This is a genomic window from Tateyamaria sp. GN1-10 (assembly GCF_055693845.1).
In genome coordinates, this window is the sequence record NZ_JBVFUR010000004.1 from 1,711,843 (window position 1) to 1,723,591 (window position 11,749).

At 61.6% G+C, this 11,749-nt stretch carries 13 protein-coding genes; 9 read left to right on the forward strand and 4 right to left on the reverse strand.

The genetic code is table 11. From position 1 onward, the window contains the following. The first annotated feature begins 9 nt into the window (after positions 1–9). From ACZ1HN_RS10220 to ACZ1HN_RS10240, 5 genes are all read left to right on the forward strand, one after another. Positions 10–1,491: an FAD-dependent oxidoreductase gene (locus ACZ1HN_RS10220; protein ID WP_472727415.1), complete on the forward strand. Its 1,482-nt coding sequence runs from the start codon at positions 10–12 to the stop codon at positions 1,489–1,491. Positions 1,492–1,564: 73 nt separating this feature from the next. Continuing rightward, the gene (gene hflK / locus ACZ1HN_RS10225; RefSeq protein WP_472727416.1) at positions 1,565–2,731 is read left to right on the forward strand and encodes an FtsH protease activity modulator HflK; all 1,167 of its coding nucleotides are present in this window, start codon (positions 1,565–1,567) and stop codon (positions 2,729–2,731) included. Next, positions 2,731–3,645 carry a protease modulator HflC gene (gene hflC, locus ACZ1HN_RS10230; RefSeq protein WP_472727417.1) on the forward strand — a complete coding sequence of 305 codons (915 nt, stop codon included), beginning with the start codon at positions 2,731–2,733 and terminating at the stop codon, positions 3,643–3,645. The genes hflK and hflC overlap by 1 nt, the downstream gene beginning before the upstream one ends. Further along, the gene (locus ACZ1HN_RS10235) at positions 3,645–3,839 is read left to right on the forward strand and encodes a DUF2065 domain-containing protein (protein ID WP_472727418.1); all 195 of its coding nucleotides are present in this window, start codon (positions 3,645–3,647) and stop codon (positions 3,837–3,839) included. Before hflC ends, ACZ1HN_RS10235 begins: the two co-directional genes overlap by 1 nt. A gap of 172 nt (positions 3,840–4,011) precedes the next feature. Then, complete coding sequence (locus tag ACZ1HN_RS10240) at positions 4,012–5,484, forward strand: Do family serine endopeptidase (RefSeq protein ID WP_472727419.1); 1,473 nt, start codon at positions 4,012–4,014, stop codon at positions 5,482–5,484. Between the two features lie 114 nt (positions 5,485–5,598). On the opposite strand, the gene ACZ1HN_RS10245 is transcribed toward ACZ1HN_RS10240, so the two are convergent. Both ACZ1HN_RS10245 and ACZ1HN_RS10250 read right to left on the reverse strand, forming a co-directional pair. Then, on the reverse strand, positions 5,599–6,129 hold the full coding sequence (locus ACZ1HN_RS10245) for a peptidoglycan-binding domain-containing protein (protein WP_472727420.1): 531 nt from the start codon (positions 6,127–6,129) through the stop codon (positions 5,599–5,601). Between the two features lie 70 nt (positions 6,130–6,199). Further along, the gene (locus tag ACZ1HN_RS10250) at positions 6,200–6,628 is read right to left on the reverse strand and encodes an OB-fold nucleic acid binding domain-containing protein (RefSeq protein WP_472727421.1); all 429 of its coding nucleotides are present in this window, start codon (positions 6,626–6,628) and stop codon (positions 6,200–6,202) included. Positions 6,629–6,753: 125 nt separating this feature from the next. Between ACZ1HN_RS10250 and ACZ1HN_RS10255 the strand changes: the two genes are divergently transcribed. Genes ACZ1HN_RS10255 through ACZ1HN_RS10265 form a run of 3 tightly spaced genes read left to right on the forward strand, consistent with a single transcriptional unit; the run spans position 6,754 to position 8,239 of the window. Beyond that, entirely contained in the window at positions 6,754–7,077 is a 324-nt protein-coding gene (locus ACZ1HN_RS10255) for a 2Fe-2S iron-sulfur cluster-binding protein (protein WP_299211857.1), read from the forward strand. Continuing rightward, positions 7,077–7,844 (forward strand): FG-GAP repeat domain-containing protein, encoded by a 768-nt coding sequence (locus ACZ1HN_RS10260; protein WP_472727422.1) that lies wholly within the window; start codon positions 7,077–7,079, stop codon positions 7,842–7,844. The genes ACZ1HN_RS10255 and ACZ1HN_RS10260 overlap by 1 nt, the downstream gene beginning before the upstream one ends. Continuing rightward, on the forward strand, positions 7,841–8,239 hold the full coding sequence (locus tag ACZ1HN_RS10265) for a hypothetical protein (protein WP_299603979.1): 399 nt from the start codon (positions 7,841–7,843) through the stop codon (positions 8,237–8,239). The genes ACZ1HN_RS10260 and ACZ1HN_RS10265 overlap by 4 nt, the downstream gene beginning before the upstream one ends. Positions 8,240–8,327: 88 nt before the next feature. Here the strand turns inward: ACZ1HN_RS10265 and purD are convergent, their stop codons facing one another. After that, positions 8,328–9,593 carry a phosphoribosylamine--glycine ligase gene (gene purD, locus ACZ1HN_RS10270; protein WP_472727423.1) on the reverse strand — a complete coding sequence of 422 codons (1,266 nt, stop codon included), beginning with the start codon at positions 9,591–9,593 and terminating at the stop codon, positions 8,328–8,330. A gap of 67 nt (positions 9,594–9,660) precedes the next feature. Here purD and xseA point away from each other — a divergent pair, with 67 nt between their 5' ends. Beyond that, positions 9,661–11,205: an exodeoxyribonuclease VII large subunit gene (xseA, locus tag ACZ1HN_RS10275; RefSeq protein WP_472727424.1), complete on the forward strand. Its 1,545-nt coding sequence runs from the start codon at positions 9,661–9,663 to the stop codon at positions 11,203–11,205. Positions 11,206–11,343: 138 nt separating this feature from the next. Here the strand turns inward: xseA and ACZ1HN_RS10280 are convergent, their stop codons facing one another. Beyond that, positions 11,344–11,739, reverse strand: a complete 396-nt coding sequence (locus ACZ1HN_RS10280) for a hypothetical protein (RefSeq protein WP_299773029.1) — start codon at positions 11,737–11,739, stop codon at positions 11,344–11,346. Between the last annotated feature and the right edge of the window lie 10 nt (positions 11,740–11,749).

Consider the following 11,749-nt stretch of genomic DNA (forward strand, 5'->3'; position numbering starts at 1 on the left):
ACACGAAACATGGCGGACTATGACTACGACCTCTTTGTGATCGGGGGCGGCTCTGGTGGTGTGCGCGCAGCGCGCGTGGCCGCGGGTGAGGCCGGGGCGCGCGTCGCACTGGCCGAAGAAGACCGCTATGGTGGGACCTGCGTGATCCGGGGCTGTGTGCCCAAGAAACTGATGGTGTTCGCCAGCGAGTTCGGGGAAATGGCCGAGGTCGGCAAAGCCTATGGGTGGTCGATGACGGCTGGGTCCTTTGACTGGAAAGGGTTCCGGGGCCACCTGAACACTGAACTGGATCGGCTTGAGGGCGTGTATCGCAGTCTTCTGAAGAATTCGGGTGTTGAGACCTTTGATGCACGGGCAAAGCTGAAGGACAAACATACGGTCGAACTGTCAACGGGTGAGACCAAGACTGCCAAAACGATCCTTATTGCCACGGGCGGGCGACCGGTGCGACCGGACATACCCAATGCCGATCTCGGTATTGTCAGTGATGATATTTTTCACCTTGAAACGCTGCCGAAGTCGATCCTGATCATTGGTGGCGGGTACATCGCGTGCGAGTTTGCGTGCATCCTGCACGGGCTGGGCGTGGAGGTGACGCAGTATTACCGTGGTGCCCAGATTCTGCGTGGCTTCGATGACGAGGCGCGGGGACTGATTGCTGAATCCATGCGGGACCGGGGGATCAACCTGCATACCGGCACCAACATTGTTCAGATGGGACCGGCATCGGAAGACCATTCCGGCGCCATTCCGACCGCATCTGATGCCGCAATGGGTGCAGGCGCGCAGCAGGACAACGTCATGGCCTATGGTGGTGTCACGACCACGGAACACGCGGGCCACCGGGATGGCCCCATTTGGGTCAAGTCCACGATGGGGCACGAGAATGCTTTTGACATGGTGTTGTTTGCAACGGGGCGCGACCCGAATAGCACTGATATGGGACTTGACGATGTTGGTATCGAGGTCGGTCGCCGTGGTGAAATCGTCGTGGATGAATACTCCCAAACCGCGGCTGACAGCGTCTATGCCATTGGCGATGTGACCAACCGGGTGAACCTGACTCCCGTCGCCATTCGCGAAGGTATGGCATTCGTCGAGACAGTGTTCAAAGACAACCCGACAGCGGTTGATCATGACCTGATCCCATCGGCGGTGTTCACCCAACCCGAGATGGGAACGGTCGGCCTGAGTGAGGAAGATGCCCGCGATCAGGAGGAAGTCGAAGTGTACTGTACGTCGTTCCGCCCGATGAAGACGGCTTTTGCCGGACGAAGCGATCGCGTATTGATGAAACTGGTTGTGTCGGTGGCAACGCGCAAGGTGCTGGGTTGCCACATCGTCGCACCGGATGCGGGCGAGATGATCCAACTGGCGGGTGTCGCTGTTAAGATGGGAGCAACCAAGGAAGATTTCGACAGGACGGTTGCGGTGCACCCGACCATGTCGGAAGAGATCGTGACCATGCGGACGCCAATGCGGACTGCTTGAATTTTCTGGTAAAAATCACAGGTAATGCACAAGGTGCGGCACTGGCTGCACGGCAAGAGGAGAATAATACCACATGGCTGGCAATACAGGCGGCCCCTGGGGGGGTGGCGGCAAATCGGGCGGCGGCGACGATGATCGTGGCAATGGCTCTCGCGGTCCCGGCCGCGGCAATGGCGGGCGTGGGCCCGGTGATGATGGTCCGCAGATCCCCGAAATCGACGAACTGGTCAAAAAGGGCCAGGAACAGCTGCGTGTCCTCATGGGCGGCCGTGGTGGCGGCAGCAACGGCAGCGGTCGCGGTTCAGGCGGCGGCGGTGGTCCGTTCCTGACGCGCGGCACGTTGGGCCTTGGGGCCCTTGCAGCACTCGTACTTTGGGGGATGGCGAGCTTCTACACCGTCCGGCCTGAAGAACAGTCTGTTGAGTTGTTTCTGGGCGAGTTTTCGTCCATCGGCAGCCCCGGCCTGAACTTTGCACCTTGGCCCGTCGTGACAGCCGAAGTGATCCCCGTGACCCGCGAACAAACCGAAGAAATTGGCGTCGGTGGTCGTGGCGGTGATGCCGGCCTGATGCTGACCGGCGACGAGAACATCGTCGACATCGATTTCCAGGTTGTCTGGAACATCAATGATCCGGCCAACTTCCTGTTCAACCTGCGTGATCCGCGCCCAACCATTCGGGCTGTGTCGGAATCAGCGATGCGCGAGATTATCGCGCAATCCGATCTGGCACCGATCCTGAACCGGGATCGTGGTGCTATTGCAGGGCGTTTGCAGGATCTGATCCAGTCCACGCTCGACAGCTATCAAAGCGGCGTGACGGTGATCCGTGTCAACTTTGACAAGGCGGACCCGCCCGCATCCGTGATCGACGCGCTCCGTGACGTGCAAGCGGCGGAACAAGAGCGGGACCGGCTGCAAAACGTGGCGGACGCTTATGCCAACCGTGTGCTCGCTGAAGCACGTGGTCAGGCGGCCCAGCTTCTGGAAGAGGCCGAAGGTTACCGTGCTCAGCAGGTCAACCAGGCAGAGGGTGAAGCCAGCCGTTTCTCCGCTGTTCTGAGCGAGTACGCCAAAGCACCCGAAGTGACGCGCAAGCGTTTGTATCTTGAAACCATGGAGCAGGTGCTTGGCCGTGTGGACAAGATCATTCTTGATGAAAACGAAGGTGCCGGAGGGCAGGGGGTTGTGCCCTATCTGCCGCTGAACGAGCTGCGCCGTAACCCAGCGGAGTCGAACTGATGCGGAGATCAACTTTCCTGCTGCCCATCATCGTTGTAATCGCAGCCATCGGTCTGTCGTCCCTGTTCATCGTGGATGAACGCGAAAAGGCACTTGTCCTGCAGTTTGGCCGTGTTGTCGCCATCAAGGAAGACCCCGGGCTTGCGTTCAAGATCCCGCTCATTCAGGAGGTCGTGCGCTATGACGACCGTATCCTGAGCCGTGATGTCGAACCGCTTGAGGTCACACCGCTTGATGATCGCCGTCTCGTTGTCGACGCCTTTGCCCGTTACCGGATCACCGATGTGAACCAGTTCCGGCAAGCCGTTGGTACGGGTGGCGAAGAGTCGGCGGATCGTCGGATCGACGGTATTCTGCGGAACGAGTTGCGCGAAGTGCTGGGTTCGGTGTCGTCAAACGACATCCTCAGCTCGGACCGGGCGGCCTTGATGCTGCGCATTCGCAACGGTGCCATCGCCGAAGCGCGCGCGCTGGGCATCGAAGTGGTGGACGTGCGTCTGAAACGGACCGACCTGCCAACCGAAAACCTTGACGCCACCTTTGAGCGGATGCGTGCAGAACGCGAGCGTGAGGCGACCGATGAACGCGCCCGTGGTAACGAAGCGGCGCAGCGGGTGCGGGCGCAGGCGGATCGGACAGTTGTTGAACTGACGTCTGATGCCGAGCGTCAGGCAGAGATCATTCGTGGTGAGGCAGACGCCCGCCGCAACGGAATCTTTGCGGAAGCCTTCGGCGCGGACCCAGAATTCTTTGAATTCTATCGGTCGCTTACCGCTTACCAGCGGTCGTTGCAGGGGTCGAACTCGACCATGGTGCTGTCACCTGACTCTGACTTCTTCAACTACCTGAAGTCACCGACCGGTGCGACGGCGGATGCCGCTGCCGCTGCCGCAGCAGCTGCCGCGGGACAGTAATGGCTTGGGTCCTTCTGGCCCTGGGACTTGTGATGTTGGTGGAGGGGCTGGCCTATGTGCTGGCCCCTTCGCTCATTGAACGCGTGCTTGAGGTGCTGCGCACCATGTCCGAAAGCGCCCGGCGCTTGTTTGGTGCGCTCGTTCTCGTAACCGGTCTGATCTTTATCTGGCTGGCTTTTTTTATTGGTTTGTAAGGCAATGCATTTCAGAATGTTCACGTGCACATCACGCTCTGTTGAAACCACGAGACGCTGATCCATCTTTAATGTTGCAAGGATGCAACCCTACATGCACGGTGTGCGCAGGTGCGCACGCCCGTGTGCAAAATGACCGAAACGGTCAACAAGACTATGCAGGAGTAACCTGATGCAGCGACAGGCAATCGCCGTCTCCGGACGGCTTTCCCCAATGCCCCTCTTTCGTGCCCTGTGGTTGGGCGCTTTGGCGCTGGCCTTTGTTATGGTGCAGGCGCTGATGGCGCAGGCGCGCCCCGAAAGCCTGGCCCCTCTGGCAGAACAGATCAGCCCGTCGGTGGTCAACATCACGACATCCACGGTGATCGAAGGGCGGACCGGCCCCCAAGGCATCGTGCCCGAAGGCTCACCCTTCGAAGATTTTTTCCGCGAATTCCAGGATCGCAACGGCCAGGGTGATCGGCCGCGTCGTTCGTCGGCGCTTGGGTCAGGCTTTGTAATTTCCGAAGATGGGTTCATCGTCACGAACAACCACGTCATCGAAGGCGCGGACGAGATCACGATCGAATTCTTCAGCGGAGAAAAGTTGGTTGCGGAACTGGTCGGCACCGATCCGAACACGGACATCGCGCTGCTGAAGGTCGAGGCCGATGAGCCTCTGCAGCATGTGCCATTCGGCGACAGCGACACTGCGCGTGTCGGTGATTGGGTGGTTGCGATGGGCAACCCGCTTGGTCAAGGTTTTTCAGTCTCTGCCGGCATTGTGTCGGCGCGCAACCGCGCATTGAGCGGCAGCTATGATGACTACATCCAGACGGACGCGGCCATCAACCGCGGCAACTCCGGTGGTCCACTGTTCAACATGGATGGTGAAGTGATTGGCGTGAATACAGCGATCCTGTCGCCCAATGGCGGTTCGATCGGTATCGGCTTCTCGATGGCCTCCAACGTCGTGATCCGCGTGGTCGACCAGCTGCAGGAATTCGGCGAAACCCGCCGCGGCTGGCTTGGTGTACGCATTCAGGACGTGACGGATGACATTGCAGAAGCGATTGGCCTCAAAAGCACAACCGGTGCTCTTGTCACATCCGTCCCGGACGGCCCGGCCAAGGATGGCGGCATGCAGGATGGCGACGTGATCCTCAGCTTTGCCGGCGTTGATGTTGCAGACACGCGCGGCCTGGTGCGCCAGGTGGGCAACAGCCCCGTTGGTGAAACGGTGCGCGTGGTCGTGTTCCGCAATGGTGAAACAGTTACCCTGCGCGTGACGCTTGGACGGCGCGAGGAAGCCGAAGGCGCCGTGCCCGCCGTTGCGGCACCCGAAGAGGGCCCCGCCGAAGCCGAAACCAAGGACGTGCTTGGCCTGACGCTCAGCACTCTGACGGATGAGCTGCGTGAACAGCTGGGGGCTGACGCGGATCAAGAAGGTCTGGCCGTTGTCGAGGTGGACGAGACCAGCGAAGCCTTCGAAAAGGGCCTGCGCGCGGGTGATATCATCACCGAAGCGGGGCAGCAAAAGGTCAACAGCATCGGCGAGTTCGAGACGCGACTGGATGACGTGAAAGAAGCAGGGCGCAAGTCGCTTCTGCTACTGGTGCGTCGGGCGGGTGATCCACGTTTCGTGGCGCTCAGTTTGGCCGAGTAAGTTAGTACCGTCTCAATACAGAAGAGGTAAGGCGCCCCTTGGGGCGCCTTTCTCGTTCAGGGTTTGCAGCGATGTGCCCGCCTGTAAGGCGCACCTGTTGGTGCGCCCCGCCCGTCAGGTTGCGGTGGGATTGGCGACGGTGATCAGTCCCAGCTTGCGGGCGGCGGCGATGGAAAGGGTCTTGCTGTCCAGGCCCTCTGCGGCCTGGTATCGCCCGATTGCGGCCCGGGTGCGGGCGTCCATCTCGCCCGTGATCTGTCCGCTGTAGAACCCCCGCGCCTCCAGCGCACGCTGGACCGATGCAACGAAGTCGGGCGTGACATCAGCGTCACAAAGAATTTCATACCAGGTTTCCCGACGCGGCTGGACAACCTGCTGGCTTGTCTCGGTCTTGTAAATCGGAGGCGATTGAACCCGCCCATCGCTGCTGATCTGTGCGGGTTGCAATTGGATTTTTCGGGTCACGGTCTCGACCACGGCGGGGCTCACCGTCTTGTCCCAACATGTGCCCGGTGCCGCCCCGGGCGGGGCGGTTGCCAGCGAAATGGGATCGACATTTGCGGTTGATGTGACTGCGCCATCTTCGGCGCAGGCTGCGACAATGCATGCGGCGGCAAGAACCGGGAAGAGGGGTCTGAATGTCATGCTCGGGCCTCTGGCTGGGCTTTTGAGGGCAACATAGCTGCGGGCCCGGCCTCTGCCTAGCCCCGCTGCGTCAGTCGCCCTTGCGGCTTTCCCAGGTGTCTGTGCGTGTCTCGCTTCCCATATGCCGCCCGGTGCCTTCCGCCAGAAGCTGGTCGAGCAGGGGCGAGATATCCTCGATCTCTTCGGCCAGCACATGGGTGACGTTGTGGGCCCGCTGCATCCGGCCCGTCACCTTCAACATGCGCCCGGCCACCACGGCACGGCGAAAGCGTTCGTAGACGTGACGCCAAACGATGACGTTCACCACGCCCGTCTCATCTTCAAGCGTGAGAAAGATCACGCCCTTGGCCGTACCAGGGCGTTGCCGCAGGATCACCAGCCCTGCCACCGCCACCCGCGCATTCACCGGTGGCGCATCCAGCTCGCCCGCGCGCAGACACGCCGGGGGACGGGGCCATGTGGGCGCATGCCCGGACGGGGAGAAGGGGTAGATCTGCATGAGAACAAAAATAGAACAAATGTACCATGTCGCAAGTGGAAAAGTCGGGGGTCGCAAAAGGGGCTGGCAGCCTTATCTCCTGCCCGGTAGAGATATGCGGAATGCGGATTGAAGGGGGCACGAGAATGGCCAAGATCACCTATATCGAACATGGCGGAACCGAGCATGTTGTGGACGTGGCCAATGGCCTGACGGTCATGGAAGGCGCACGTGACAACAACATTCCGGGCATCGAAGCGGATTGCGGTGGGGCATGTGCCTGTTCTACCTGCCATGTCTATGTGCATCCCGATTGGGTCGAGAAATTGCCGACGAAGGACGACATGGAAACCGATATGCTCGACTTCGCCTACGAACCGGATGTGACCCGTTCGCGCCTGACCTGCCAGCTGAAGGTGACGGATGCCCTGGACGGGCTTGTCGTGCAGATGCCTGAAAAGCAGATCTGATGCCCATCAGGGCGCCGCGTCTGCTGATGCGCCATTTGCGCCTGCCCGCCCGCGGCGCGTTGCAACCGCTGCGCGTGTTGCTGGCCGCGCTGGCGCTCGTGGCACCGTTGGCGCCTGCCCTGGCCGACGTCATCGTTGCCGCCCGCTACGCCGATCCGACCGACCGGTATGCTCATGGCATTCTTGGCGATGCGATCGAATGGGGTGCTCTCGAGCTTGAGATGCAGGACGGAGAGCAACGCCGCTTTGTCCTGCCCGGCGATCACGTCTTCGAAGACGTGGCCCCCCGCATTGCCGATCTGGATGGCGATGGCGCACCCGAGGTTCTGGTGGTCGAAGCCGATGTCACCGCCGGGGCTGCCTTTGCGATTTATGGCGCGCAGGGTAAGATCACCGAGACGCCCCATATCGGAACCCGCAACCGTTGGCTTGCCCCGCTTGGTGCTGCTGATCTGGATGGGGATGGCGTGACCGAGATCGCCTATATCGACCGTCCGCATCTGGCCAAGACATTGCGCATCTGGCGCTTCGAAGATGGCATGCTGACCGCCGCCGCAGACCTGCGGGGCCTCACCAACCACAAGATCGGCGAGGTGGACATTGCAGGCGGTATCCGCACCTGCGCGGGTGTGCCCGAGATGATCCTGGCTACCGCGAACTGGTCGGACCTTGTGGCCATCCGCTGGGATGGATCACAGTTTCAGCGCATGTACCTGGGCACCGACACGACCCGCCCAGCCTTTGCCCACGCTATGGATTGCCAATGATGCGACTGGCCGTTGCCCTGCTGTTTGCTGCAGCGCCTGCAGCTGCGCAGGACCGCCTGACGCCCGAGCAGTTCCTGGACCTGGTTGCCAACCGAACTGCGTCTTTCGCGACCTTTCCAAACCGTCAGCCTGTTGGGATCGAACAGTTCTTGTCCCGCGATCGCACTGTTTGGGCTCGCGCAAACGGGACCTGCGCCTTTGGCATGGTGACGGCGGACAATGGTCAGGTCTGTTTCGACTATGATGACGACCCGCCCGGTGTGCAGCATTGCTGGGTCCCGTTTCTGCGCGATGCACGCCTGTTTGTCGCCTCAACCGATGATCTGGGAGAGGTGCAGGAGGTTGTGGACATCAGCGACGATCCGGTGGCCTGCACGCAAGCGCCAATGTCGTAAGCTGTCGCAGTTCCTCTGCCCGGTTGCATCCGAACGGTGCCTCCGGCGGGGATTTTCTGAAACAGGGAAGCAAGGGGCGGGGCTTGTTCTAGTCGAGCGCCCGCCAACCAATGTCTCGGCGGCAAAAGCCTCCGGGGAAGTCGATGGCATCAATCATCGCATAGGCACTGTCGGCGGCCTCGTGCAAGGATGCGCCCCGCGCCGTGACATTCAGAACGCGCCCACCAGATGCGGTGATCTTGCCATCCCGTGCTGACGTTCCAGCGTGAAATACCATCTGGCTGCCGGTAGCGGGCAGCGTGTCGAGCCCGTTGATCACAGCCCCCTTTGCATAGTCCCCGGGGTATCCCTCTGCCGCCATCACGACTGTGATGGCATGATCCTCCGCCCAATTGACCTGTGCGGTGTTCAACCGGCCTTCAGCTGCCGCGTGCATCAAGTCCAACGCCTGCGCGCCCAGGCGCATCATCAACACCTGGCACTCCGGATCCCCAAAACGCACGTTGTATTCAACAAGGCGCGGCGCGCCGTTTTCGATCATAAGGCCGGCATAGAGCACACCCTGATACGGCATGCCCCGCACCGCCATCTCCGCCATTGTCGGGCGGATGATCTCCTCAAGGGCGCGTTCGGCAATGTCATCGGTCAGCACGGGCGCCGGGGAATAGGCTCCCATACCGCCGGTGTTAGGACCCGTGTCGCCTTCGCCCACACGTTTGTGGTCTTGCGCAGTGCCGATGGGCAATACGTCGGTCCCGTCGCACAAGACAAAGAAAGACGCCTCTTCGCCTTGCATGAACTCTTCGATGACCACCTCGGCCCCTGCACCGCCAAAAGCGCCCCCAAACATGTCATCAATGGCGGCATGTGCCTGTGCGACGGTTTCGGCGATGATGACACCTTTGCCCGCGGCCAGCCCGTCTGCCTTGACGACAATCGGGGCGCCCTGTTCGGTGACATACGCTTTGGCTGCAGCCGCGTCTGTGAAATGACCATACGCGGCCGTTGGCGCATTGGCTGCATCGCAGATGGCCTTGGTGAAAGCCTTGGACGCTTCGAGCTGCGCCGCAGCCTGGCTCGGGCCAAAAACCAGCACGCCTGCATCCCGCAAACGGTCGGCCACCCCGGCGGCAAGCGGAGCTTCGGGACCGACAATCACGAAATCGATGCACTCTTCTTCCACGAATGTCGCGACAACGCCGCCATCATTGATGTCCAGGTTCGCGCACTCGGCAATAGCCGCAATCCCCGCATTGCCGGGGGCTACGACCAGCCGGTCGCATTTGGGGTTCTGCAACACCGCCCAGGCCAAGCTGTGCTCGCGGCCACCGCCGCCCAGAATGAGAATGTTCATCACTTGCTCCTTGGCCTTCACTTGGCCGCGTTCTAAGCTGGCCGGACCCGCAGCACAAGGATGGCCCATGGACCTGCTTGACGATCCCGTTCCCGGTTCGAACACACCCGAGTTTTCGGTGTCCGAGATTGCGGGCAAGGTGCGCAAGCTGATCGAGGGCGAACTGGGCTGGGTCCGGATCAAGGGCGAGGTCGGGCGCGTTGTGCTGGCACGCTCCGGCCACCTCTATTTCGATCTCAAGGATGATCGCAACGTCCTGTCCTGCATGACGTGGAAAGGACAGGTCAGCGGTCTGGGCACCATGCCCGAGGAGGGGATGGAGGTCGTGGCCGAAGGCCGCATGACGGCCTCTGGCTTCCAATCCAAATTCTCACTCAATGCCGAACGCATCGCGATTGCGGGGCAGGGCGCGCTGATGGCGCTTCTGGAAAAACGTAAAAAGGCGCTCGCCGCCGAGGGGCTGTTTGACGACGCCCGCAAGCGGCCCTTGCCCTATCTGCCCGAGGTGATCGGGGTTGTGACGTCTCTGCAGGGGGCCGTGATCCGCGACATCCTGCATCGGCTGCGGGACCGGTTCCCGCGCAAGGTGCTGATCTGGCCGGTCGCAGTTCAAGGCGCCAATTGTGCGCCCGAAGTTGCGCGCGCCATCGCAGGCTTCAACGCATTGACGCCCGGGGGCGGCATGCCCCGACCCGATCTGCTGATCGTGGCGCGCGGCGGTGGCTCGGTGGAAGATCTATGGGGCTTCAACGAAGAAGCGGTCGCACGCGCCGCTGCTACCTCGGACATCCCGCTGATTTCGGCAGTGGGGCACGAAACCGACACCACGCTGATCGACTTCGTGTCGGATCGGCGCGCGCCCACGCCCACGGCGGCGGCCGAAATGGCCGTACCGGTGCGCCACGAACTGCTGGCCTGGGTCGAACAGGCAGGCGCACGGATGACGGGCGCGGTGAGTGGCGGGATGCAGCGACGGCAACAGCGGTTGCGCGATCTGGCCCGCGCCTTGCCGCGCGCGGATGCGCTGGTCGAAGGGCCGCGCCAACGGCTTGACGTGACGGGCGGCCAACTTGGACCCGCGCTGATCGCGGGTGTGCAACGGCGCAAGGTGCGGCTATCCGAGGTGTCGGGCAGCCTGCGTCCGGCCACCTTACGACGCAGCCTTGAGGCAGAAAGACGTCGTCTTGATGCCTTGTCTATGCGACTTGAACCGGCCTTGGCCCGTGTCGCTGCTGCGAAACGCGAACGGTTGGAGGCGCGCACGGCCCGCCTGACCCCGACGCGGATTGGGCAGGATGCAGCGCGTAAGTCGGAACGGCTGCGGGATGCAACGGCCCGCATGCAAGCCGCTGGTCAGAGGCAATTAGAGGGGCTGCACCGCAAGCTTGCAGCCATGGATCGGCTGCGTGAAACACTCAGCTACAAGGCGACGCTGGCACGTGGGTATGCCGTTGTGCGGGGCGAGGGGCAGATCCTGACCAGCCGGGCCGCGGCGGAACAGGCCAGTGGCCTTGAGATCGAATTCGCTGACGGGCGCATGAAACTGGGTGGCGGAAAAAGCACTGCGCAGAAATCTGCAACCAAACCGCCAGAACAGGGATCGCTGTTCTAGGGCGCATCAAGATGCGCCTTACGGGCAAAGCTCCATAGCATAGCTCGCGCCGGATAAGGCGGAGGTGACCTCCGCCTTACACCCTGTCTGTGGCGCGGTGATGCAAGATCTGTAAGGCGGACGTGTCGTCCGCCCGGCTCACACGCCGATCTTTGGGCCAAGGCAGATCATTTCTTCGCCGACATCCTGCGCTTCGTACAGCTCGGTGCTGGCAGGATCATTCTCGAAGGTTGCGATCAATCCGCCGGCTCTCTTCTCAAACGTCCAGCATTGCGGATCCGGGCGGTCTTCGTAGACAAAGCAGATCAGGGGGCCGTCATTGTACCACGTCCCATCCCTGCATTCGCCATCCAGAAAGGACCATGTAACGCGCCGGTTTTCGTGATAGATTTCAGCGCCGTAGGCTTCGCCCGACCGGCCATAATACAGGGTCTTGCCTGTCACATAGGCTTCGAACTCGGCCGCCGTCATTGGCTCTGCCATGGCGGCGGCGCCTATGAAGGCCAGCGGGATCAGCAAGAGGCGAATGATCATGCGCCCACTG